We start from the raw sequence: 24316 nt of genomic DNA on the forward strand, positions 1-24316 counted from the left end.
TCGGGTGGACGTTCTGACCCCCGGAGTCAAGCGAGCCGCTACCCCGTGCAGCGGGGCCCGGCGGGCACGTCCCCAAGAGTGGTGACGGCCCGTCGGGGCGGGGTCGGGGACCCTGATCGCTGCCTAGGTTCGGCGCCATGCAGCTGACCGAGCTCCTCACCGCCGCCGGCCGCGCCCGGTGGCTCCTCGTCGTCCTCCCCGTGCTCTGCGCCGCGCTGTGGGTGGGGGTGCACGCCGACGACTCCCCGCGCGCGACCTCGCTGGCCACCGTGGCCGTGGTCGTGCCCGAGACCGACACGAGCGCCTCGGCCGTGGCCCAGGCCGTCGAGGCCTTCCGCTCGGCGCTGGTCTCGGAGACCGCGGTGCAGGACGCCGGCGACGCCGCCGGCGTCGAGCTGGTCGTCGACCGCGACGTCACCGCGGAGCGCGTCGGCACCTCGAACCTGCTCGACGTCGAGGTGCGCACCCCGCCGGGCACCGACGTCGCGGCCGTCGTCGAGGCCCTCGTGCGCAGCACGGCCCAGGAGCTCTACGTCGCGCCCGTGGGCATCGCCCAGGCCCGGCTCGACCGCGCCGACGCCCGCTACACCGACGCGCTCGAGCGCCGTGAGGGGCTCACCGAGCGCTCGGGGCTGCTGCTGCCGATCGAGGCCTACCGCGCCAAGGAGAGCGAGGCGACCCAGCTGCGGGTCGCGCTGACCACCGGTCTGGCCAACGGCACGGTGGCCGGCGCAGGGGCCGCCGCGCTCCAGGAGGCCCTGGACCGCGCCGAGACCGACCTGGCCCGGATCGGCACCGCCGTCGACCGCTACGAGCCGGTGCAGGACGAGGTCGAGCGCTCCCGCGCCCTGCGCGCCGACGCCCGCGCGGAGCTCGACGCCGTGCTGGTGCGCCAAGACGCCGCCGTGCAGCCCGAGACCCTCGACGTCGGCGCCCCCGTCACCGAGAGCCGCCGCACCCTGCTCGTGCGCGCGGGGGTGACGGGCGCCGTCGGCGGCCTGGCCCTGGCCGCCGCCGTGGTGCTGGCCGCCGGCCTGCTGCGCGACCGACCGCGCACCCACCGCTCGGGGCCCGACCCGGCGCCGGCCAGGGGCGCGCCCGGGCCCGCGTCGACGCCCCGGCGCGAGACCCGGCGGGCGCGCCGCCGGCGCTCCGCCTCCACCCCGCCCGCCACCCCGACCGCCACCGAGGCCGACACCCCGGACCAGGACCCCGAGCACGACGGCCCCCGCACCCCGACCCCGGTCGGTCGGCGATGAGCGTCGAGCCCGCCGCGGACCCGCGGCCGGCCACCGGCCACACCACCGGACCGACCCGCGTGCTCTACGTCGCCGGCACCGGGCGCAGCGGCAGCACGGTGCTGGCCAACCTGCTCGGCGGTGTCGACGGCTGGGTCAGCGTCGGCGAGATGCGCTTCGTGTGGGAGCGCGGCCTGCTCCAGGACCGCCTCTGCGGGTGCGGCGCCTCGTTCTCGGCCTGTCCGTGGTGGGGCGAGGTGCTCGACCTCGCCCTCGGCCCCGGGACCGGCGCGCAGCGACGGGCCCTGGCCGAGCGGATGCACGCCGAGCTCACCGCGCGCACCCGCCTGCGCACGCTGCCCACCCACGTCGTGCACCAGCGGGCGCGGGTCTCCCTGCGCCCCGACGGCGAGCTCGAGCACCTCACCGGGCGTCTCTACGCCGCGGCCGCCGCCGTGGCCGGGGCCTCGGTGGTCGTGGACTCCTCCAAGCTGCCCACCTACGCCGCCGTGCTCGACGCCCTCGAGGACGTCGAGCCCCTCGTGGTGCACCTGGTGCGCGACCCGCGCGCCGCGGCGTACTCCTGGACCCGTGTCCGGGCCCAGCCCGACCTCGGTGCGGGCGCCCTGATGGAGCAGCGCGGCGCCTGGAAGAGCGCGGCGCTGTGGCTGCTGTGGAACCGCGGCATGGAGACCCTCGTGCCGGCCGGGTGCACGCGCTACGTGCGGCTGACCTACGAGGACCTGCTCGCCCAGCCGCGCGAGCAACTCGACCGGGTGCTGCGCACCCTCGGGCTCGACGGCGGCGACCTCGGCGCGCTGCTGCCCGAGCCGGGCGTGGCGCGGCTCGGGGTGCACCACACCGTCGCCGGCAACCCCGCGCGCATGCGCAGCGGCCTCGTGCCGCTCACCCTCGACGACGAGTGGCGCCGCTCGATGCCGCAGGGACAGCAGCGCGCCGTCACCGCCCTCACCCGGGGCACCCTGCGGCGCTACGGCTACCGGCTGCGCGCCGGCGCCCCGGGGCGGTGAGCCGGCGCCGGGCCCCCGGGGGCGTCCGCGCGGCGCCGGGTCGGCCCGCATCACCGGGTCGGGCTACGTCACCGGTCGTGCTGCTCGTCGTCGCCCTCGCGCTGGGCGGCTGCGGCGGGGCCGACCCCGGTGCCCGGGAACCCGCCGCGCCGACCGCGCTGCCCGGCGCGACGGGGGCCCCGGGGGCTCCGGGGGCTCCGGGGGCTCCGGGGGGTCGGCCCACCACCACCGGCTCCGCGACCCCCGCCCCGGTGCTGCCGGTCGACCCCGACGCCCGGGTCAGGGCGGGCGCGGCCGGGTGGCTGGGCCTGAAGTGGAGCCGGGCCCAGCCCGGCACCTTCGACTACGTCGCCGACTTCCCCGCCGGCCTCACCTTCGCCGAGGTCGAGTGGTGCGACGTCGAGCCCCGCCCCGGGGTCCTCGACTGGACCCGTCTCGACGCGCTGGTCTCCGACGCGGTCACCCTCGGCCACGCCCCGATGCTCAAGCTGCGCACCGGCCAGTGCTGGGGCACCACCCCGCCGCGGGTGCCACTGCCCCCCGGCCGGGTCGGCGACGAGGCGGCGGGCAAGCAGACCTCGACCCCGCCGCGCGACCTCGACGCCTACCTCGCGCTCGTGCGGCGGGTGGTGCAGCGCTACGCCGCGCGGGGCGTGCACGTGTGGGCGATCGAGAACGAGACCGACGTGACCGGCTTCTGGGCCGCCTCCCCCGCCGCCTACGACCGGCTGGTGCGCCGGGTCGCGCCCGTCGTGCGCGCCGCCGACCCCCGCGCCCGGGTGCTCGACTCTGGCCTGTCCAGCACCGGGTACGGCGTCGTGCTGGCCGCCCGGCTGCTGGCCCGCGACCGCGACCGGGCCGCCCTGGCGGCGTACCGGCTCCACTACGGGCGCCGCATCGAGGGCGGCGCCAGCCGGTGGCCCGCGGTCGAGCGGGTCGGGGGTCCTGACGGCCTCGCGGCGGTCCTGCGCAGCGAGCCCGCCCGGCGGGCCCGGCAGACCTGGCGCCACGCCCTCGCGCTGGTGCGCGACGGGGTCGTCGACGCCTACCAGCTGCACTTCTACGAGGCCCCCGAGGCGCTGGCCCAGGCGCTGCGGGCCGTGCGCGGCGCTCTCCCGTCGGGCGCCCGCGTCGAGGCGTGGGAGGTCGGCACCGCCTGGCCGGGCCCGCGGTGGGACGCCCGCCGGCAGGCCGGCGACCTGTGGCGCTCGACCGCGCTGCTGCTCGGCTCCGGGGTGCGCGTGGTCGTGCAGCTGCCCGTGGCCTGGACCCCCGATGCGGACGCCCAGGTCTTCCGTGGGCTGACCCGCCCCGACGGCCGCGTGCTGCCGGCCGGACGCGGCTGGGCTGTGCTCGCGCGGGCGCTCGCCGGCGCCCGGCCCGGCACCGTGGCCCCGGTGCGGGAGCGGCGCGGGCTGCGCGGGGTGCGGTGGCTCGCCGGGCCCGCCGGGTCGCCGCGGCCGTGGCGGGCGGTGGTGTGGTCGGAGACCGGCCCGAGCCCCGCGCCGCGTGCGTGGCGGCTGCGCGCAGCCACCGGTCGCCGGCTCCCCGCGGGGTCCGACGTGGGGGCCGCGCCGGTCCTGGTGCGCTCCCCCGGCCCTATCCGCTGAGCGCGGGGGCCCGGACCGCGGCCCCAGGACCCACAGGACCCACCGGTCCCTGGCGACGGGCGCGGGCGCGGCGGTAGACGGACTCCAGCAGGTCGGTGGCGACGTCCCAGTCGTAGCGGCGCACGGCGTCGGCGCGCAGCTGGTCGGCGCCGGCCTGACGGGTGGCGGCCGGCCGGTCGAGCTCGCTCTGCAGCACCCGGCGCAGGTCGTCGCCGTCGCCGGCACGGAAGACGGCCCGCCCCGGGGCGGAGCCGCCGAGGATCTCCAGGTGCGGGGCGATGTCGCTGGCCACGACGGGCCGGGCGTGCGCGGCGGCCTCGAGCAGCGCGATCGGCAGGCCCTCCAGGAGCGAGGGCTGGGCGACGAGCGTGGCCCCGGCCTGCAGGGCGGTGAGGTGGGCGCCGTACTGGTAGCCGACGAGGAGCACGCGGGGGTCGAGGGCGGCGGCCGCGCGCAGCTGCTCGACGTAGGCGTCGGTGTGGCTGCTGTCGCCGACCAGCACGAGCCGCTGGTCGGTCGCGACGTCGCGGAAGGCGCGCACCAGGCCGAGCGGGTCCTTCTCCGGCACCAGGCGACCGACGAAGGCGACGTAGCCGCCCGGGCGCAGACCGAGGCCGGCGAGGAGGCCGAGGTCGGCGGCCGGCACGACGGGCACGCCGTTGCCGATGTAGGTGGTGTAGCGACCCAGCTCGTCGCGGTAGTGCTCGGCGAGCGCGCGGGAGACCACCACCACCTCGTCGGGCACGTGGGCCGACAGGGTCCGGCCGGCACGCAGCACGCGCTGCGCCCCACCGCCCCACTTGTCGCGCTGGTCGTCGAGGCCGTGCACGGTCTGCACGACCGCGGCGCGGCTCAGCGAGCGGGTCAGCGGGGAGAACAGGCCGGGACCCAGGGCGTGGTAGTGCACGACGTCGAGGTGGGCGCCGGCCGCGACGAGCGCGCTGAGCGCGCTGTGCACGAAGGCCTCTCCCCCGGCGTGGCGCACGGTGGGCAGCGAGGCCAGGTGCACCCCGTGGTAGCTGCGGGTCGTGCGCTCGGCGTAGCCCGGTCGGCAGTAGACGGTGACGTGGTGGCCCCGGGCGGCCAGCCGCGTGGCGATCTCCTCGACGTGGCGCTCGACGCCACCGGCGCGCGCGGGCAGCCCGCGCTGCCCGATCATGGCGATGCGCAGCGGGCCGCGCGGGTCGCGACGGGGGCCCGCCGGCGCTCCGGCGGCTCCCGGCGCGCTCGGGGCGGGGAGGGTGAGGGGCGTGCCGGGGCGGCTGGAGACGACGGTCATGACGCGCCTGCTTCCTGGTAGTGCCGGACCACGGAGCGGAGGTGGGTGCGGGGGTCGTGGTCGCGGGCGACCCGCGCCCTCCCGGCCAGGCCGCGCCGCCTGGCGCGGGCGGGGTCGGCGAGCACCGCGCCGAGCACCTCGGTGAGCCGGGCGGGGTCGTCGGGCGGCACGAGCCAGCCCGTGGTCTCGTCGACCAGCTCCGGCAGACCGCCGAGCGTGGTCGTCACGACCGGCACCCCGAGGGCCTGCGACTCCAGCACCGACAGCGGCTGGTTCTCGTGCCAGCGCGAGGGCACGACCGACGCGGTGGCGCCGGCCATCAGCGCGTGGAGCTCCTCGCGCGCCAGACGCCCGTGGAAGCGCACGCGCCCCGGGGCGACGGCCGCGGCGAGCCGCTCGAGCTCGGCACGGGCGGGCCCGTCGCCGGCGACGTCGAGCACCGGGCCGGCGGGCTGCCCGGCGCCGCCCGCGGGCCCGGCGACCCCGGCCGCGGTGAGGTCGAGGGCGCCCACCGCGCGCACCAGGGTGTCGACGCCCTTCTCGCTGGACAGGCGCGCGGCCACCACGAGCCGCGGATCGGCGGGCGGGCCTTCCGGAGGCGCACCGAGCACCGCGAAGTTGGGCTGCACGCGCACGCGCCCCGCCTGCACGCCGGCGGCGGCCACCTGGTCGCCGAGGAACCGGCTGGGAGCCAGGAAGCGGTCGACGGCGTCGTAGGCCCCGAAGCGGCGGTGCAGGTCGACCTCGAGCGCCGCGGCGGCGCTGGCCGCGCGCGAGCCGCCCTGGCAGGAGCGCCGGGCGGCCTCCCACGGGCCGCGCGTCACGCACGCGGTGCAGGGCGCGTCGTGGTCGAGGAAGCGGTAGGTCGGACAGACCAGCTTGTAGTCGTGCAGGGTCAGCACGACCGGTACCCCGCGCGAGGAGGCCGCGTGGAGCACCGAGGGCGAGAGCTGGTGGTAGACGTTGTGGGCGTGCACGACGTCGGGGCGGAACTCCTCGATGGCCGCCGCCATGCCGCGGGCCGCGGGCACCGACCAGACCATGCGCCCGAGCAGCCCGAGGCGGGCGACCGTGCCGGAGGGCGCCGGGTCGAACTCCACGTGCCGCGGTGGGCGGCCGACCGAGGCGACGTCGTTGTCGGGGTGCTGCATCCCGAAGAAGGCGACCTCGTGGCCGTCGACCCGTTGCAGCTCGGCCAGGTCGAGCATGTAGCCCTCGGCCCCGCCGCGGCGGTGCAGGAACTTGTTGACGTGCAGGACGCGCATCTCACTCTCCCCCGGTGACGGCCTCCCCGGCCGCGCTGACGCGACGGCCGGTGCCGGGCTCCACCGTGCCGCCGGCGGGGTCCTCCTCGGCGCGAGACGGCCGGCGCTGCTCGTTATTGGGGACGGGTCCGGCGTCGAGGGCGGGGTCGAGGGCGGGGTCGGTGCCGCGCTGCACCAGCGCCGAGACGCAGCCGGCCAGCGCGGCGAGGTAGACCCCGACCACGACCTGCGACATCAGGTTGGCCACGGCGCTCATCAGCACGTAGCCCGCGGCGACCCCCGCGAAGGCCGCGGCCAGGGCGCGGTCGCCGACGGGGCCGCCCCGGGTGCGGGCCCAGCCGCGCACGGCGGTGCGCACGAGCTGCGACACGAAGAGCGTGAAGGCGAGCAGCCCGAGCAGGCCCATCTCGACGTAGGCGCGCAGGAAGTCGTTGTGGGGCTGCTTGCCCTCGAGGCTCTCCCCCGCGACCTGCTTGAGACCGATGCCGGTGACGGGGCTCTCCGAGGCCAGGTCGAGCGCCTCCGACCAGTACTCGAAGCGCCAGGTCAACGAGTTGCCCGGCTCGCCGCGCAGGCTCTCCTCGTCGCCGAGGTCGCCGAAGCGCTGGGCGATGCCGGGCACGAGCAGCAGCACGACGACCAGCGCCCCGGCCACACCGAGGAGCAGCCGGCGCTGCCGCAGCGCCACCACGACCGCGACGCCCAGCAGGGCGGCCAGCCAGGCGCCGCGGGTGTAGGTGGCCAGCAGGCCGAGCGAGGCGAGCACGGCCACGGCGGCGCAGACCAGGCGCAGCCGGGTCTCGCTGCGGTGCACGACCTGGGCCAGCGCCACGACGACCACGATCGAGAGGTAGGCCGCGAAGGGGTTGGGGTGGGTGAAGGTGCCGACCGCCCGGTCGAAGCCGCCCGCCTCGAAGAGGCCCTCGCCGCGCACGACCTGCACCGCGGCCGTCGACAGCGGCACCACCGCGGCCAGCAGCAGCACGAGCACGAGACGGCGCCGGAAGGCCGCGGAGGCGGCCAGGCGCTCCACCACCAGCAGGGTCACCGCGATGCTGGCCAGCCGGGTCCACTCCACCAGCGCCACGGCGTACGCCGGGGCCACCGCGACGCCGACGAGGCCGGCCCCGGCGAAGGCCAGCGAGGCCAGGGCGAGCGGGGAGAGCCGCGGCCAGCCCTCACGGCGCCAGGTCGCGAGCAGCCAGGTCGAGGCGGTGCCCAGCAGCAGGATGCCCAGGAGCGCGGCGGGGTCGAGGCCGGCCGGCCCCGGCACCCGCACGGCGTCGAGGGAGGTGCGCACGAGCAGGACGACGAGCACGAAGAGGTCGATGCGCCGCAGCGCGAGGCCCACGAGGAGCACCACGCCGAGGCCGACCACCAGGCCGGTCACGACCCGGCCCCCCCGGTGCGCCGGTGGCGGCCGCCGCTCGAGGCACGGCGCTGCACGACGACGGTGAGCACGAGGACCACCACGCCGGCCGAGCCCGCGACCACGAGGCGCAGGGCCGAGCCCGGCAGCAGCGGGGCGAGACCGCCGCCGAGCGCCCAGGCCGCGCCGGCGGCCGCGGCGACCGCGAGCGCCCCCAGCACCGACCCGCGCAGCGCCGCGGCGTCGAGCCGCGGTCGGGGCAGCTCGGAGCGCACCAGGCAGTGGTGGGCGTGGACCACGTTGGCGACGTTGCCGGCCACGAAGGCGGCGGCGACGCCGAGCACCTCGTAGCCCGTGCCGAGCAGGGGCAGCACCGCCACCGGCAGCAGCGCCAGGTCGACGGCGACGCCGACGACCGCGTTGCGCAGCGGCACGCGCGTGTCGCGCGCGGCGTAGTAGGGCGCCAGCAGCGCCCGCTGCACCGCCGAGGCCGGGAAGGACAGCGCGAGCACGACCACGCACAGCCCCAGCAGCCGGGCGTCGGACTCCCCGAAGCGGCCGAGGCCGAAGAGCAGCTCCACGCCCGGCACGGCGAGCACGACGGTGAGCGCGGTCAGCGGCAGCGAGACCGCCACCATCAGCCGCAGGCCGAGGGTGGCCAGGGCGGCGGCCTCGTCGCGGCGGCCCGCGACCTGGGCCCGGGTCAGCCGCGGCAGCACCGCGACCATCACCGAGCGGAAGAGCACCGTGCCGCCGACGGCGGAGACCAGCCGGTTGCCGTAGTGCAGCACCGTCGCCGACCCGGGGGCCAGGAAGGACGCGATGGCGGTCTCGGCGACGCGGGCGAGCGGGTTGAGCCCGGCCGCGGTCGAGGGCCGGGCCAGCAGCCGCGGCAGCGCCACCAGCTCGGGGTCGCGCCAGCGCGGGCGGGCCACCCGGAAGCCCCGCAGCACCGCCCACGCGAGCACCAGCAGCAGCTGGCAGGCCGAGCCGACGACGTAGGCCACCGGCAGCACCCGGACGTCACCGGGCCAGGTGAGCACCAGGCCGGCGGCCACCAGGTTCATCACCACCGTCATGGCGGCGGGCACCACGACCTGGGCGCGGGCGTTGAACCACGAGCGCAGCACCTCGCAGCCGGCCGCCAGCGGCAGCGTCCAGACCATCACCCACAGCAGCGAGGCGGTGAGCGCGGTCTGCTCGGCGTCGAAGCCCGGCGCCAGCACCCGGGCCAGCAGCGGCCCGAGCGCGCCGAGGGCCAGGGCCAGCGCGGCGCCGATGCCCACCGCCGCCAGCAGGGTGCCCGTCACCAGGCGTCGCATCCGCCGTGCCTCGAGGGTCACCGCCCAGGTGGCGAAGGTCGGCACGAGCACCTGGTTGCCGAGCAGGAGGAGCACGGCGGTGCCGGCCAGCGGCAGCCGCGCGGCGGCCACGAAGGCGTCGGTGTCGCGACCGGCCCCGAAGGCCGCGGCCGCCGCGACGTCGAGCAGCAGCCCGGCGCCGAGGGCGAGGGTGGCCACCGAGCCGCTGAGCGTGCTCTGGCGAGCCACGCCGCGCGTGCCGGTCGGCGGCGCCCCCGCGACCGCGGTCGCGGGGGCGACCGACCCAGGACCCACCCTCACCGCCGGGGGTCCCGCGGGGCCTGCCGCCGCAGCGACACGTCGGCCGCGGCGGCCAGCTCGGTCTCCAGCGCCGTGCACGCCGCGCGCACGCGCGGGTCGAGGTCGAGGCGGCGCGGACGCGCGCCGCGCGCGTCGACGTGGGACCACAGCCCCGGGGCCGGCTCGAGGCCGAGGAAGCGCGCCATCGCGCTGATCGACGGCTCGGGGTCGGCGACGGTCCGCTCGTAGGAGACCACGTGCACGTCGCGGCGCCGGTGCAGGCCGCCCTCGAGCAGGAGCCGGTTGCGCACCAGCCAGAAGAGCGCCGCGGCCGACCACGGGTCGAGGCGGGCCGGGTCGAGGGAGCGCACCAGGTCGAGGGAGGCCGGCGAGAGCCCGCGCTCCTGCCAGCGGCCCGTCCAGCGCCCCTCGGCCGCCGCGGCTGCGACCTCGGCCAGCACGCGGCGGTTGACGTCGCCGAACTTCGCGACCGCCGAGGCGGCGCGACCGTCGACGTCGCGGTAGACCCACACCGCCCGGCTCTCCGGCCCGAGCCGGTCGAGCAGCTGTGCGGTGCGGTCGCTGTCGCACAGCGCCTTGAGCAGCACCACGGCGTGGCGGCTGTCGCCCACCACGCCGCGCACCACCGCGTCGTCGCGCAGCTGGAAGCGGGCGAAGGCGCGGCGGTCGTTCTCGTTGTGCACCTCGACCGAGGGGTCGCGCTCGATGCCGCGCACGACCATGTTGGTGCCCGAGCGCTGCACCCCCACCACGAGCACCGCGCGCGCCGAGCCGGCCGGGCGCGGGTGCGCCCGCCGCCACCGGTACGCCGACACCGCCCCGGCCAGCCGCTCGCGCGGGTCGAGCCCGTCCTCCTCCACGAGGCGGCCGAGACCGTCGCGGCGGGCCCAGGCCACGTGGCGGCCCGCGCGGGCGCGCAGCCGCGCGGCGGGCGAGGCGTCCTCGGGCAGCGGCGCGGCGGCGAGGGCGTGGACCGGCCCTGACGCCGTCTCGACGGGGGCGTGGGAGTGGGACAGCGGGTCAGGACACACGAGGCCTCCTCAGGGAGCGACGGTGAAGGAGCGGAAGGCTTGCGTGGTGGGGTTGCCGGCGGCGTCGGAGGCCCGCAGCTGGTAGCCGTAGGACCCCGGGGCCGCGGCCCAGGGGCGCGACCACGTGGTGCTCGCCGCGCCGGGCGGGGCCAGCGCCGCCGGCAGCCAGCTGAAGGCGCCCCAGGAGCCGTCGGGGCGCAGCCACCGCCCCGTGGTCTTGTCCTTGAGGGCGACGTCGACCGAGGCCACCGCGCGGTCGTCGGTGGCGGTGCCGCCGAGGGTGGCGGCGTCGGCGGTCACGGTGGACCCGGCGGCCGGCCGGGAGTCCGAGAGCACCAGCGGCGTGGTGTCGGGCGGCAGCACGCCGGTGAGCGTGAAGGAGCCGACCACGGCGACGGCACCGGCCCCCAGCACGTCGGTGGCGCGGGTGGCGACCTCGTAGCCGTCGGGCGACGGGTCGGCCCACGACCAGTTCCACGCGGTCGAGCCGGTGGAGGGGTCGGAGAGCGCGGCCGGGAGCCAGGCGGCGGTCGTCGAGAACGAGCCGTCGGGCTGGAGGAACTGCCCGGTGCCGCTGCGGCGGATCCTGACCTCCACCGACTCCACGCCGGTGTCGTCGGCCGCGTCGCCCGACACCACCAGCGGCGGCTCGATGGCCACGCTGTCGTCGGGCGAGGGGTTGGTGAGCACCGTCTCCGGGGCCACGGTGTCGGTGGTGGTCTCGGGCACCACCGTGAAGTCGACGGAGGTCGCGGGCGAGGCGTTGCCGGCGACGTCGACGCCGCGCACCTCGGCGTGGAAGCTGCCGGAGTACTCCACGCCGATGAAGCTCCACGCCCAGGTCATGCTCCGGGCGGTGTCGCCGACCAGCGGGCTCAGCGCCCAGGTCTGGGTGGTCGACCAGGTCGAGTTGCCCGCGTCGAACCACAGCCCCGTGCCGGTGTCCTGCACCGCCACCTGCACCGAGGCCACCCCGGTCTCGTCGGTCACGGTGCCGCTGAAGCGCACCGGCCGGGCGGGCACGGTGGCGCCCTGACCCGGGTAGGCCAGGGTCGTGGTCGGCGGCGGCCAGGCGCTGCCGCCGCGGGCCCTGGCGGGGTCGAAGACCATCACACGGTCGTTGCCCGCGTCGGCGACGTAGAGCAGGCCCTCGTCGTCGGTGGCGATGCCCGAGGGGTTCTTGAACTGGTAGGCGCCCTGGCCGTAGCCGCCCCACTTGCCCAGGAAGGTGCCCGAGGTCGTGAAGGCCTGCACCCGCGAGGCCAGGTCGTCGGTGACGTAGAGCACGCCGTTGCTGACGACCATGTCCCAGATGTGGCGGAACTGCCCGTCACCGGTGCCGGAGGTGCCGAAGCTGGTCAGCAGGGTGGTGCCGGTGGGGTTGTAGACGTAGACCTTGGTGCCGTCGGCGAGGAACACGTTGCCGGTGGCCGGGTCGATCGCGCCGCCGTGGTTGCCGGCCCGCGTGATCTGGCCGATCTCGGTGCCCGAGGCGGCGTCGAGGATCTTGACCTTGCTGGAGTTGCGGTCGGTCACGATGGCCCGCCCGGCCTGGAACTCGATGTCGAGCGGCCACCGGAAGGAGCCCGGGTCGGCCGAGTCGCTCTCGGCGCTGCCGAGCTGGTCGACGAAGCTGCCGTCGTACTCGTAGCGCTTGATGTGGTGCCCGCGCTGGTTGGCCACCCAGACCCGCCGGCTGACGGGGTCGACGCCGATCCCGCGGGGGTAGTTCATGCCGTAGGTCGGCGAGGCCGAGCGGGTGCCCCAGGTGCCGATGAAGGCACCGGTCGGGGCGAAGCGCTGGAAGCGCTGGTTCCACGAGTCGGCCACCCACACGTCGCCGGTCTGGTCGTCGACGTCGACGTCGCGCGGCTCGCCGAGTTGGCCGGCGACGGCCGGCTGGGCGGGGCGCGGGAAGAAGCCGGCGTCCTCGCCGGTGGCGGTGAAGCGGTGGACACGGGCGTTGCCGTACTCCGCGACGTAGACCGTGCCGTCGGGCGCGACCGCGGGCTGGCGCGGGCTGCCCAGGTTCAGCGGGCCGGTGCCGGCCCCGGCGCCCAGGGTGTCGACGTGGTTGCCCTGCAGGTCGAAGACCTCGACCACGCCGGTGGTGGGCACCGAGACGTAGAGCCGGTTGCGCGCGTCGTCGACGGCCATGCCGCGTGCGTCGCCGCCGAGCAGCCCGGCGCCGTAGGTGGCCAGGTAGGAGCCGGTGGGCGAGTACTTGAGGATCCGGTTGTTGAAGGTGTCGGTGAGCCAGAAGTTGCCGGAGGCGTCGGTGTCGACGCCGTAGATGCGCGGGATGGTGCTGCTGGTGGTGCCGGGCGGGAGCACGTTGAAGGTGCGGGTGTTGCGCCCGTCGGAGAGCCGCCAGACCCGCACGGCGGGCGGGTTGGTCAGCGAGTTGGCGTAGTGGCTGTCGGCCTGCACCAGGTTGCCGGCGCCGTCGATGCTGATCCAGGCCTGGTAGTCGATGCCGTTGAGGGTCAGCTGGCGCAGGAAGGCGCCGTCCTTGCTGTACTGCGCGACCTTGTTGCCCGGCTGGCCGTCGGCGATCTCCGGGACGTAGATGTCGCCCTGGCGCGGGTCGATGCCGATCGAGTAGGGCTGGCCCGTGGCGTTGGCGCGGTAGAACGACCCGAGGACCCGTCCGGCGGGCGTGTAGCGGCGCACCTGGTTGTTGAGGTAGTCACCCACCACGACCTCGCCGCTGACGGGGTTGACCTGGACCCCCCACGGGAAGACGCCGGGGCGGCCGTTGCCGCTGATCGAGCGCACCAGCGCCGGGGCGCTCCACGCCGCCTGCGCCGGCGGGCTGCTCAGGCCCACGAAGACCAGACACGCGGCGACGACCGCCAGCGCCAGCACCACCGGGGGCACCCGACGCCGCGCCGTGCTCACCGGGGCGCTCACGGGGTCACCGTGAACGACCGCCAGCCGGGCTTGCCCGTGCCGGTCGCGAGCCGGCCCGCGGTGTCGGTGGCGTCGGTGGAGAAGCCGTAGCCGCCCGGGGCGACCCCGGCCAGCTCGTAGGACCAGGTCGTCGAGGCGCCGCCGGGCGTGGCGAGCACGGCGCTGACCTTGGTGGCCGCGGCCTGCCAGGTGGTGCCGTTCCACCACAGGCCGGTCGAGGACTGCTTGATGCCGAGCTTCACGGACGCGACCCCCCGGTCGTCGGTGGCGGAGCCGGTGATGCTCACCGGCGCGGGCAGGGAGGCGCCCGCGGTGGGCGCCGTGAGGGTCACGACCGGCGTGGCGGTGTCGCTGCCGCCGCTGGTCGCGGTGAAGGACGTCGCCGGTCGCGGCGTCGGGTTCTGGTTGCCGCTGGCGTCGTCGACGCGCACCTGCACGGCGTAGCCGGTCGCGCTGGGCAGGGTGAGGCCCAGCGACCAGCCGGTCGAGGTCGAGCCCGGGGCGGCCAGGGTGGTCGGCACCCAGGTGAACGCGCCCCAGCTGCCGTCGGGGCGCAGCCACGTGGAGGTGTCACCGCGGCGCACGGCGACGTACGCCGCCGCGACGGAGCGGTCGTCGCTCGCGGTGCCGGTCAGGGTCACCGGCCCCACGGGCACCTGCTGGCCCGCGGTGGGCGAGGTCAGGGCACCGCTCGGTGCGGTCGTGTCGGGGGGCGGCGACGCGCCCATCGTGTAGGTGCGCACGACGTCGGCGTAGGTGTCGGCGAGGTAGATGGTGCCGGTGGGCCCGACCTCGACCGCCGAGGGGTGGTGCAGGCCGCCGACCGTGGCCTCGAGGCTGCGGTCGGGGGCCAGCACGACCATCTCGTCGTCGCCGCTGTCGGCCACCACGACACGACCCGTGGGGTCGACGCCGACGCCCTCGGGGGCGTCGAGCGTGCCGCCCGCGGTCCAGCTCCGCACGGGGGCGAATCCCGCGGCCGGCGAGTAGGTCAGCTCCTGCACCCGGTTGTTGCCGCGGTCGGCGACGTAGACGTGGCCGTCGGGGCCGACGGCCACCGCGCTGGGGAAGCGGAAGTTGGTGGCACCGGCCCCGCGGGAGCCGAAGACGTGCACGGGCAGCGGGCCCTTGTTGTCGGTGCCGAACACCGCGCCGGCCACGTCGTAGGCCTTGATGCGGTGGTTCTGGGTGTCGACGACGAAGGCGTAGCGGTCGGAGGCGCGGATGGCGATGTCGTAGGGCCAGTTGAAGGAGCGGGTGTCGGCGCCGGCCGGGGCGTTCTTGACGAAGCCGATGCCGGTGCAGCCCTCGTCGAGCACCTGCAGCTGGTGCTGCTTGGTGTCGGCCACCCACAGGTCGCCGGTGGCGGGGTCGACGGCGAGACCGCGGGGCCAGTTGAACTGCCCCAGCTGGGTGCCCTCGGCGGCGCGCTGGCCGCAGTGGCCGACGAGGGACCCCGAGGCGTCGAAGCGTCGGAACTGGTGGTGCACGGTGTCGGAGACCCACAGGTCGCCGTCGGGTGCGAGCGCCATGCCGCGCGGCTCGTGGAAGACCGCGGTGGAGGTGGCCTCGGGCATCACCGCGCCGATGGTGCGGTCGTAGGCGAAGCCGGTGGCGGTCCGCGTCCAGCGCTCGACCCGGTCGCCCCACAGGTCGGCGGCCCACACGTCGCCGCTGCCGTCCTGGGCCACCGCGACACGTCGCATCGTGGTGAACGTGCCCACGGTGGTGGGCTCGCCGTAGCTGCCGAAGGCGGTGACGAACGTGCCGGTGGTGGTGAAGACCTGCACCCGGTTGTTGAGCCCGTCGGCGACGTAGACCAGCTCCTGGCCCGTCACCGGGTCGAGGGCGGTGGCGATGCCGTAGGGGGTGCGGAACTTGCCCTCCGCGGTGCCGGTGCCGCCCCACGTCGCCAGGCAGGTGCCGTCGGGGGCGAACTTCACGACCTGGTTGGTCTTGTAGCCGGCGACGTAGATGTTGCCGGCGCTGTCGGCCTGCGCGTCGCGGTTGTCGTTGATGTTCGTGCAGGCGCCGTTGGCCACGACGGTCTGCAGGACCGCCAGGTCGTCGTCGAGCACGACGACGCGGGCGCGGCCGGTGTCGCCGACGTAGACCTTGTCGCCCTTCGCGGAGACCCCGAGGGGGAAGGAGAAGGCGGTGGCGGGTCCGGTGGTGGAGCCCAGCCAGGCACCGCTCGGGGAGAGCTTGACGATGCGGCTGTTGCGGGTGTCGGCGACGTAGACGTTGTTCTGGTCGTCGACGCCCACGTCGCGGGGGTTGTCGAACTGTCCGGTGCCCGCGCCGTAGGTGCCCACCGACCAAACGAGCGTGCCGTCGGCGGTGTAGCGCGCGACCCGGTTGTTGCCGGTGTCGGCGACCACGACCGTGCCGTCGGGCGCCGTCTCGACCCCCGAGGGGTACATCTCGGCGTGCAGCGGCCCGCCGAGCACGGGCCCCGGGTCGGCGGGGCCGGCCGAGGCGGGGGCCGCGACGACGAGGGCGGCGCTGAGCACCAGCCCGGCCAGGGCGGCCAGGACGGCCAGCGGTGCGGGGGTGCGGCGGGTGGTGGGCATCGGGTCCTCGTGGTGGTGTCGGGTGCAGGTGCCGCCGGGGCGGGCGGGCGGAGCCGTCACGGGGTGACGGTGAAGGTGCTGCGGGGCTTGGTGGGGTCCTGGTTGCCGGCGGCGTCGCGGGCGATGGCGGTGACGGCGTAGGTCCGGGCCAGCGGCGGCTGGAAGGTGAAGGCCCAGGTGGTGCTCGTCGCACCGGGGGCGGCGAGGACGGCGGTCACGGTGCGGTAGGACGCCCCGAAGCTGCCGTCGGGGCGCAGCCACTCCTTCGACACGGTGTCCTGCACGGCCAGCAGCACCGTGGCGACCCCGGTGTCGTCGGTGGCGCCGCCGCGCAGCGGGACGGCCCCGAGCGGCACCCGCGCCCCCTGTGCCGGGCTGGTGACGGTGGCGTCGGGGGCCACGCTGTCGCTCGCGCGCACCGTGACCTGCCGCGAGGCGGGGGTGGCGTCCTGGTTGCCGGCACCGTCACGGGCCCGGGCCGTGACCAGGTACCTCCCGGTCGCCAGCGGCACGTCGAGCGACCATCCGGTGCTCGCGGCGCCGGGGGCCGCGAGGTCGGAGAGGCGCTGGGCGCCCGCCGTGGTGCTCCCCCAGCTGCCGTCGGCCTTGAGCCACAGCCCGGTGTCGCGGTCCTTGACCAGCACCGTGACCGAGGCGACGCCCGACCCGCCTGCGGGGTCGCTGGCGGTGCCGGTCAGCGACAGCGTCGGCGGCGCCACGACCGCGTCCTGCGCCGGGGAGGTCACGACGGTGTCGGGCGCTCCGGTGTCGGCCCCCGCGACCGTGAAGGACCGGGTCGCGGTGGCCGGGTTGCCCGCCTGGTCGCGGGCGGTGACGCTCACGGTGTGGCCGCCGGCGGTGCCGGCGACGAAGGACAGCGAGAAGCCGGTCGAGGTGGACCCGGGGGCGGCGAGGGTCGCGTCGAGCTCCTGGCGCGCGCTCCCCCACCCCCCGGAGGCCTGGAGCCAGCTGCCGTCGGCGCGCTGCACCGCCACGGTGACCCCGGCGACCGAGGTGTCGTCGGTGGCCGTGCCGGTGACCGCGACGCTGCCCGCCGGGAGCGAGGCGCCCGCGGCCGGCGACGTGAGCGTCACGCCGGGGGCCGTGGTGTCGGGCGGCGGCGGGGTGCCCTGGGGGTCCCACAGCGAGACCCGGTCGTTGCCGTAGTCGGCCACCGCGAGGTCGCCGTCGGTGGGGTCGACGGCGACCCCGCGGGGCTGCTCGAGCTGACCGCTGCCCGACCCCGTGGAGCCGAAGGCGGTCTCGACCGCGCCGGTGGCGTCGAGCACGACCACGCGGTCGTTGCCGGCGTCGGCGATGTGGAGGCGCCGGTCGGCGCCGGTGCCGGTGACCAGGAGGCCGCCGGGCTTGCGCACCTGCCCGCTGCCGGTGCCGGAGGCGGCCACGGTGGCGAGCAGGGTGCCGGCGGTGGAGTAGCGCTCGACGCGGTTGTTCTGGGTGTTGGAGACCAGCAGCGTGCCGTCGGAGTCGACCGCGACGCCCTCGGGCCTGCTGGCCGCCGCGGCGCCCGCGACCGGGAACGTGCCCAGCACGGCACCGTCGGAGGCGAGGTGCACGACGCGGTTGTTGTTGGTGTCGGCGATCCAGTAGCCGCCGCTGCCGTCGAGCGCGGTCTGGTGCGGGCGGCTCAGGGTCGTGCCGGCCGGGGGCTTGACCTGGCGCACGAAGGCGCCGGCGGCGGTGAAGACGTCGATGCGGTTGTTCTCGCTGTCGGTGACGACGACGTCGCCCGCGGCGGTGACGAGCAGTCCGCGCGGGAAGATCAGCGAGCCGTTCTGCGGCCCGTAGCCGCCCCACTGCGAGACGTAGGACCCGTCGGGCGCGAAGCGCTGGATGCGGTGGTTGAACCAGTCGGCGGCGTAGAGCGAGCCGTCGGGGCCGTAGGCCACCGCGAAGGCGCCGTTGAAGCCGCCGGCGGTCGGCCCCGTGCCCCCCACCGTCCGGTCGTACGCCGGGGACGCGCCGGCGCCGTCGTAGACCGCGAGCCGGAAGTTGAACGTGTCGCACACCGCGACCTCGGTGGTGCCCGGCAGCCGGGTGACGCAGTGCGGCGAGCGGAACTGCTGGGCCCCGTCGCCGTAGGCCGCGACGGGGGTCGCGCCGAGCGAGCCGCCCGTGGCGGTGAGGTGCTGCACGCGGTAGTTGAGCGCGTCGGCCACCCACATGCCGCCCGCGCCGTCGGAGGTGACGCTGCGCGGCGACTTGAACTGCACCGCCCCGGTGCCACGGGTGCCGAAGGTGCGCACGCACGCGCCGGTGGCCGCCTCGAGCACCACGATCCGGTCGTTGTCGGTGTCGGCGACCAGGACCCGGCCGTCGTCGGCCAGTCCGACGTCGCGGGGGCGGGAGAAGGCGGTGCCGCCGCAGGTGGTCTGGGTCCAGGCCGTCGCCCCGGCACGGGTGAGGGCCCGCACGCTGTTGGCGTAGGTGTTGGCGACGTAGACCCGGGTGGCGTCGTTGGCCAGGCCGTAGGGCTGGGTCAGCCCGCCGATGGTGCCGAGCTGCTGGCCGGTGCGCGAGAGGCGCACGACGCGGTTGCCGCCGGTGTCGGTCGCCCACAGCGCGGTGGGGTCGGCCGCGTCGAGCTCGAGGTCGCGGGGGTCGGTGAGACCGGTCGTGGTCAGCGGCGTGACGGCGCCGGTGGCGGGGTCGAGGGTCACGACCCGGCTGCCCCCGGAGTCGGCGACATACCAGGTGCCGTCGACCACGGCGAGGCCGGCGGGGTAGACCGGGGCGCGACCGCCGGGGTCGGAGAGCTGGTCGCGGTAGACCGGGCTCAGCGGCTCCTGCGGCGGGTCGACCGGGCCGGGGGCGGCGAAGACCTGGACGCGGTCGTTGTAGGTGTCGGCGACGTACATCCGGTCGTTGCCGAAGGCGAGGTCGTGGGGGTCGAAGAACTGGGTGTCGCCGTTGCCGCGCGAGCCGAAGCCGTCGCCGAGGTCGACGAGGTCGGCCGAGAGGTGCACCAGGCGGCTGTTGCCGGTGTCGGCCACCCAGACCGAGCCGTCGGGGGCGACCTCCAGGCCCTGGGGGCCGAGCAGGCCGGTGGCGAAGGAGGCCAGCGGCGTGCCGTCGAGGGCGAGCTTCTGCACCCGGTTGTTGCCGGTGTCGGCGACGTAGACCGCGCTCGGCGTCACCGCCACGCCCATGGGGTCCTGCAGCTGTCCGGGGGCCGTGCCCTGGGAGCCGACGGTGGCGAAGGTGCCGCTCGCGGGGTCGAAGGTCTGCAGGCGGTGGTTGCGGGTGTCGGCCACCCAGACCACGCCGTCGGCGCCGACGTCGGCGTTGGAGGGGTAGTTGAAGCGGCCCGTCTCGCTGCCCGTGGAGCCGTAGGACGGCACGCCGGTGGGCGACAGGTCGGCGGCGAAGCGCTCGATGCGGTCACCGCGCGTGTCGACGGCCCACACCGAGCCGTCGGGCCCGGTCGTCACGCCCTCGGGCCAGGAGAAGGTCGCCGGCTGGGTGCCGCGGGCACCGACCCGGTCGACGTAGGTGCCGTCGGGGCGGAAGCGCTGGATGCGGTGGTTGAGGCGGTCCATGACGTAGACCTGGCCGCTGGGGGCCACGTCGACGGCGTAGGCCTCGGCGAAGCCGGGGGCCGGTGCCTCGGCGCCCTCGATGGAGCGCACGGAGGCGCCCGCGGGGCTGAAGACCTCCAGGCCGCCGCCCCAGAAGTCGGCGCCGTAGACCGCGCCGTCGGCGTCGACGGCCACGCGTCGCAGGTGGTTGAACAGACCCGCGTCGACCGGCGGGTCCTCGCAGGGCTGCGGGTGGTTGCTGCAGCGCCCGCCGAAGGATGGCAGCCACTGCGGCGTGGGGCCGGAGAGGTCCCAGCGCGCGATGCGCCCGTTGCCGGTGTCGGAGACGTAGATCGTGTCGCCGTCGGCGGACCAGACCGTGTTGTAGGGGAAGTTGAGCTGGCCCTCGCCGCTGCCCGAGGCGACGCCGTCGCCGAGCACCACCGCGGGCGTGGTGCTCGCCCACACCCCGGCCGCGGACACGTCGTAGGCCTTGACCTGGTGCTGCTTGTAGGCCGTCAGCCAGATCCGGCCGTCGGGGCCGCGGGCGACGTCGCGGATGCCGCCTGCGCCCAGCGCGGTGCCGGTGGGCGACTTCCAGCGGAAGACCCCGTCGGCGTCCCAGGCCTTGACCAGCGACTGACCGGTCGAGGCGACGAGCAGCACGTCGTTGGCGGCGTCCCAGGTGACGCCGATGGGGGTGTTGAGGGTCTCGTTGCCGGTGCCGAGGCCGCCGCGCTGCCACAGGAAGGTGCCGGTGGCGGTGAACTTCTGGATCCGGTTGTTCTCGGCGTCGGCGACGTAGACGTCGCCGGCCTCGTCGACCGCCACGTCGCGCGGGCTGGCCATCTGGCCGGGCTCGGTGCCGTAGGTGCCGAAGCCGCCGAGCTTGGTGCCGGTGCGGGTGTAGAACAGCACGCGGTCGCGGCCGGTGTCGGCCACGACGAGCCGGTCGTGGACCGCGTCGACCTCGAGGCCGGAGGGGTACATCGCCGCCTGGGAGGGCCCGGCCAGGGTGCCGAGGAAGTCCGGCGGGGCCGCCGCGGCCAGCCGGGCCGGTGCGGCGCTCGCCGCGGGCTCGGCGCCGCGGGCGCTCGCCGCCAGGGCCAGCCAGGTGGTCAGCACCAGCGCGAGGGTGAGCAGGGCCGCGGCGATGAGCACGGCCTGCTCGCCGTGGGTGCGCTGTCGTTCGATCCGGTGTCGGGCCACGAGGGCGATACGACCAGCGACCGCCCGGCCCCCCGGGCCCCGCAGGGCCTTTTGCCTCATTGTGGGGACCCCCGGCGGCGTCGCGCCCGCTCCCCACATTTGAGGACCCCCGCACAGGCCGTGGCGAGGGGGGCCCGGAGCGGCGGAGGCTCGCCCCATGACGACCGCTCACGACGCTCCCCCGAGCCCTGGAGCACCGGCCGACCCAGCCGGCCCCCCAGCCGGCCCCCCGGCCAGCCGCCGCGCCCGCGCCGCCATCATGGTGGGCTGCACGGTGCTCACCACGGTGCTCGCCGCGGTGGGCACGCTGCTGGTGGTGCAGTCGCACCTGGCCGGGCAGGTCGACCGCGTCGACGGCGTCTTCGCCGGACTCGAGGACCGCCCCCCGCGCCCGAGCGGCAGCCCTGCGGCCGACTCGATGAACATCCTGGTCATGGGCACCGACCGGCGCGCCGACGGCCTCACCACCGGCACCGAGGCCGACCTCGAGGGCTGGATCCCGGGCGCGGGTCGCTCCGACGTCATGATGCTGGTCCACGTCGACGGCGACCGCGCCGGCGCCTCGGTGGTCGCCTTCCCCCGTGACTCCTGGGTCGACGTGCCGGGCTGGGGCTCGCACAAGATCAACGCCGCCTACTCCTACGGCGGCCCGCGCCTGGCCGTCCACACCGTCGAGGAGCTCACCGGCCTGCGCGTCGACCACGTCGCCATCACCGACTGGACCGGCTACGGCTCGATCATCGACGCCGTCGGCGGGGTCACCGTCACCGTGCCCCGCACCGTGACCGACACCCGGCACGACGTGGTGTGGGCCCAGGGTCGGCAGACCCTCGACGGGCGCCAGGCGCTGCTCTACGTGCGCCAGCGCTACGGCCTGCCCGGCGGCGACCTCGACCGCATCCGCCGTGAGCTGGCGGTGGCGCGCAACCTCGCCCGCGGGGCGCTGCGCGAGCTCGGCGGGCCCGCTCCCTGGGACGTCTACGACCTGCTCGACACCGTCACCCGCAACGTCACCGTCGACAGCGGCTGGGAGGTCTCCGACATGCGGGCCCTGCTCACCGAGCTGCGCGGCATGACCAGCGACGACATCACCTACCTCTCGGCCCCGGTGTCGGGGCTGGGCCGCGAGGGCGCGGAGAGCGTCGTCTACCTCGACCGCGCCCGGGCCGACACCCTGTGGGAGGCCCTGCGCACCGACACCGTCGAGGCCTGGGCGGCCCGGCACCCCGAGCTCACCACCGTCGGCCCGGTGCTCTGAGGCCCCGTGCTCTGAGCCCGTGTCCTGAGGCGACAGCCGATCCTCCAGATCGGTGATCCAGAGCAAAATCCGGAGACCTCCCCCACGCCCTTGTCCAGGGTCATGGGTCCCACGCGGCCCTGATTACCCCACTTTGCTGATGGATCGGCCGCGGGGGCTGCCGATGCTCTAGGGGCACGGACCGACCCGGTGGTCCGCGCCCGGCACCCCCGCCGGCGTCCCACGGCCCCGCACTCCCCCCGGAGGCACCCTCCTCCCCGTCGCAGGTCCCCGCGGTGGTCGTGGTCCCCACCCACGCCCAGGAGCCCCCCCATGCCCCCCAGCACCCCCCCGGCACGACCGCGCGCCCGCACGCGCCGCGCCCTCGTCGGTGTCCTCACCCTCCTGACCGCCGTCGTGGCCTCGCTGCTCGTCGGCGCCTCCTCCTCGCCCGGCTGGTCGGCCGACCTGTCGGGTCGGCTCACCAGCCAGAGCCCGTCGCGCTCCTACGACGTCGACACGCCGGCCGGCACGCTCGCGGCCCGCGTGGACGTCGAGCTGCGCCGCGACTCCGGCCGCCTGGCCCGGCGCGCGGCCCGCGTCACCCCGCCGACGCTGACGGTGTCGCTGCGCCGACCCGACGGCTCGGTGGTGATGAGCGACTCCGGCACGAGCCCGGTGCGGATCTCCGGCCGGGTCGCCGCGGGCTCCTACCGCCTGGTCGTGCGCACGTCGTACCCCCTCAGGGACCGCTACCTGGCCTACACCGCCGACCTGACGCTGCCCACGGCCTCCGCGACACCGACCCCGACGCCGACCGCCACCGCGACGCCCACCCCGACCCCCACCCCGACACCCACGCCGACCGCCACGGCCACCCCCACGCCGACCCCGACGGCTCCCACCCCGGTCACCACCGACCTCGCGCAGGAGTCCTGCGGCACCTGGGTGCTCTACCAGGTCTCCTCGGTCACCGACCTGGAGCGGCTGCGCCCGCGCATCGAGGCCGCGCTGGCCCTGCCCGGTGTCGTCGGCTTCTCGGTGCGCTTCCCGTGGGACGCCGTCGACCTGACCGGCACCCAGACCACCCACCCTGTGCTCGACCTCGCCGACGAGATCGCGCGCGGCGCCGGCAAGGCCCTCTCGATCCGCTTCATGGCCGGCGCCCACACCCCGGCCCGCGTCTTCGACGCCGGTGCCGCGAGCTACCTGGTCGACGGTGCCCGCGTGCCGCTGCCCTGGGACTCCACGACCGGCACCAACGACGTCTTCCTGCGTGAGTACGCCGCCTACGCCCGCAAGCTCGCCGCCTGGTCGCGCGCCCACGACGTCCACCTGCTGCACCTGTCCTGGTACGGCCTGGACTGGGCCGAGCTCAACCACGGCGCCGAGGTCCGCGCCGCCGCCGGCTACACGCAGGCGGCGTGGCTCCAGGGCCACCGCGAGCTGGTCGACGTGGCCGCCTCCCTCGCCTCGGGCGACCTGGCCGTGGAGCTCCCGCTCTCGGGCTACGGACCCCTCTCGGGCGGGCAGTCGGCCGCGCTCGCCGACCACGTCGTCAGCCTGGTCGGCGCCGACAGCGACCGGTTCTTCGTGCAGGCCAACGGCTGGGACGAGACCCGTGAGTGGGGCTCGCCCGACATGACGGTGGAGGGCCAGTTCGACAGGATCTGGGCCAAGCCGGTCGAGCGCGGCCTGCAGATGATCCAGCCCGACGGCTACGACTGGACGCGGGTCTTCGACCGGCTGCGCACCTCCGGCGCCACCTACGGCGAGGTCTACCTGCCCAGCTTCTGGCAGGTGCCCGGGCCGACCCCGGCCTACGACAACAACACCGAGGCCCGGATCGCCCAGCTGGAGAAGGAGATCGCCGCCTTCGGCGCCACCTGCTCCTGACCGGACGGTCTCAGGTCGGCGTCGCCCGGCTCCCCACCGGGGAGAGGGGCCGGCGGCGCTGCACCTCGGCGGCGACCAGCTCGTGCAGGGCCCTCACGCTGGCGGCGTAGCCCGGTGTCGCGTGCTCGGGCACCGGCTGGGCCAGCAGGCGGGCCAGGTCACGACCCGGCAGCTCGCGCAGCGCGGCGGCCACCTCCAGCGGCGAGGTGGCCGGGTGCAGCGCCCAGGCCAGGGAGCCGCGGGCCCGCAGCGACGCCGCACGCTGACGACGTCGGCGGTGCACCAGCTCGGTGAGGGTCATCGCTGCTCCTGGGGGCGTGGTCGGGGGGCCGACGGGGGCCCCTCGGGCCGGACCGGGGAGATCTCGAGGCTCGTTGGCGTCGCAGCGGCTGACGCCGACCCCCGTCGACGAGGTCCATCCCAGCCCAGCCGTCACACCCCCGACAGGGTCCAAGGTCCCTGCTTCCCGCGTCCGGCCGCTCGCCGGCCGCGACGGCGCGGGAC

The 24316-nt window shown here is 76.4% G+C and carries 14 protein-coding genes; 5 read left to right on the forward strand and 9 right to left on the reverse strand.

What is annotated here, in order from left to right; genetic code table 11:
- Positions 1-137 precede the first annotated feature (137 nt).
- The 3 genes from M3673_RS10815 (at position 138) to M3673_RS10825 (ending at position 3879) form a co-directional block, all read left to right on the forward strand.
- Positions 138-1259 carry a hypothetical protein gene (locus M3673_RS10815; RefSeq protein WP_251533603.1) on the forward strand — a complete coding sequence of 374 codons (1122 nt, stop codon included), beginning with the start codon at positions 138-140 and terminating at the stop codon, positions 1257-1259.
- Complete coding sequence (locus M3673_RS10820; RefSeq protein ID WP_251533605.1) at positions 1256-2269, forward strand: sulfotransferase; 1014 nt, start codon at positions 1256-1258, stop codon at positions 2267-2269. The genes M3673_RS10815 and M3673_RS10820 overlap by 4 nt, the downstream gene beginning before the upstream one ends.
- 77 nt (positions 2270-2346) lie before the next feature.
- Positions 2347-3879 carry a hypothetical protein gene (locus tag M3673_RS10825; protein ID WP_251533607.1) on the forward strand — a complete coding sequence of 511 codons (1533 nt, stop codon included), beginning with the start codon at positions 2347-2349 and terminating at the stop codon, positions 3877-3879.
- Here M3673_RS10825 and M3673_RS10830 read toward each other — a convergent pair.
- The 8 genes from M3673_RS10830 to M3673_RS10865 all read right to left on the reverse strand — a co-directional run bounded on the left by M3673_RS10830 (position 3869) and on the right by M3673_RS10865 (position 20679).
- Positions 3869-5158, reverse strand: a complete 1290-nt coding sequence (locus tag M3673_RS10830) for a glycosyltransferase family 4 protein (RefSeq protein ID WP_251533609.1) — start codon at positions 5156-5158, stop codon at positions 3869-3871. The genes M3673_RS10825 and M3673_RS10830 overlap by 11 nt on opposite strands.
- Positions 5155-6423, reverse strand: coding sequence for a glycosyltransferase (locus M3673_RS10835; RefSeq protein ID WP_193661151.1), 1269 nt, complete (start codon positions 6421-6423; stop codon positions 5155-5157). Before M3673_RS10835 ends, M3673_RS10830 begins: the two co-directional genes overlap by 4 nt.
- A gap of 1 nt (position 6424) precedes the next feature.
- Positions 6425-7813, reverse strand: coding sequence for an O-antigen ligase family protein (locus M3673_RS10840; RefSeq protein ID WP_251533611.1), 1389 nt, complete (start codon positions 7811-7813; stop codon positions 6425-6427).
- Positions 7810-9342: a lipid II flippase MurJ gene (locus tag M3673_RS10845; protein WP_251533613.1), complete on the reverse strand. Its 1533-nt coding sequence runs from the start codon at positions 9340-9342 to the stop codon at positions 7810-7812. Before M3673_RS10845 ends, M3673_RS10840 begins: the two co-directional genes overlap by 4 nt.
- Before the next feature lie 68 nt (positions 9343-9410).
- Positions 9411-10445 (reverse strand): sulfotransferase domain-containing protein, encoded by a 1035-nt coding sequence (locus M3673_RS10850; RefSeq protein WP_251533615.1) that lies wholly within the window; start codon positions 10443-10445, stop codon positions 9411-9413.
- A gap of 9 nt (positions 10446-10454) precedes the next feature.
- Positions 10455-13358: an Ig-like domain-containing protein gene (locus M3673_RS10855; RefSeq protein WP_251533623.1), complete on the reverse strand. Its 2904-nt coding sequence runs from the start codon at positions 13356-13358 to the stop codon at positions 10455-10457.
- Positions 13355-15931, reverse strand: a complete 2577-nt coding sequence (locus tag M3673_RS10860; protein ID WP_251533631.1) for an Ig-like domain-containing protein — start codon at positions 15929-15931, stop codon at positions 13355-13357. Before M3673_RS10860 ends, M3673_RS10855 begins: the two co-directional genes overlap by 4 nt.
- Before the next feature lie 56 nt (positions 15932-15987).
- Complete coding sequence (locus M3673_RS10865) at positions 15988-20679, reverse strand: SMP-30/gluconolactonase/LRE family protein (RefSeq protein WP_251533633.1); 4692 nt, start codon at positions 20677-20679, stop codon at positions 15988-15990.
- Positions 20680-20836: 157 nt separating this feature from the next.
- On the opposite strand from M3673_RS10865, the gene M3673_RS10870 reads away from it, so the two are divergent.
- Both M3673_RS10870 and M3673_RS10875 read left to right on the forward strand, forming a co-directional pair.
- A complete protein-coding gene (locus tag M3673_RS10870; protein ID WP_251533635.1) occupies positions 20837-21937 on the forward strand; it encodes an LCP family protein in 1101 nt (366 codons plus the stop codon).
- A gap of 312 nt (positions 21938-22249) precedes the next feature.
- Positions 22250-23812, forward strand: a complete 1563-nt coding sequence (locus M3673_RS10875) for a hypothetical protein (protein ID WP_251533637.1) — start codon at positions 22250-22252, stop codon at positions 23810-23812.
- Positions 23813-23822: 10 nt separating this feature from the next.
- On the opposite strand, the gene M3673_RS10880 is transcribed toward M3673_RS10875, so the two are convergent.
- Positions 23823-24113 carry a hypothetical protein gene (locus tag M3673_RS10880; protein ID WP_251533639.1) on the reverse strand — a complete coding sequence of 97 codons (291 nt, stop codon included), beginning with the start codon at positions 24111-24113 and terminating at the stop codon, positions 23823-23825.
- Positions 24114-24316 lie beyond the last annotated feature (203 nt).

Source organism: Nocardioides sp. P86, assembly GCF_023712465.1.
GTDB lineage: Bacteria > Actinomycetota > Actinomycetes > Propionibacteriales > Nocardioidaceae > Nocardioides > Nocardioides kribbensis.

Coding starts and splice junctions, on each gene's coding strand:
- M3673_RS10815 (WP_251533603.1), top strand. CDS start 138: ATGCAGCTGACCGAGCTCCTCACCGCCGCCGGCCGCGCCCGGTGGCTC.
- M3673_RS10820 (WP_251533605.1), top strand. CDS start 1,256: ATGAGCGTCGAGCCCGCCGCGGACCCGCGGCCGGCCACCGGCCACACC.
- M3673_RS10830 (WP_251533609.1), bottom strand. CDS start 5,158: ATGACCGTCGTCTCCAGCCGCCCCGGCACGCCCCTCACCCTCCCCGCC.
- M3673_RS10835 (WP_193661151.1), bottom strand. CDS start 6,423: ATGCGCGTCCTGCACGTCAACAAGTTCCTGCACCGCCGCGGCGGGGCC.
- M3673_RS10860 (WP_251533631.1), bottom strand. CDS start 15,931: ATGCCCACCACCCGCCGCACCCCCGCACCGCTGGCCGTCCTGGCCGCC.
- M3673_RS10870 (WP_251533635.1), top strand. CDS start 20,837: ATGACGACCGCTCACGACGCTCCCCCGAGCCCTGGAGCACCGGCCGAC.
- M3673_RS10875 (WP_251533637.1), top strand. CDS start 22,250: ATGCCCCCCAGCACCCCCCCGGCACGACCGCGCGCCCGCACGCGCCGC.
- M3673_RS10880 (WP_251533639.1), bottom strand. CDS start 24,113: ATGACCCTCACCGAGCTGGTGCACCGCCGACGTCGTCAGCGTGCGGCG.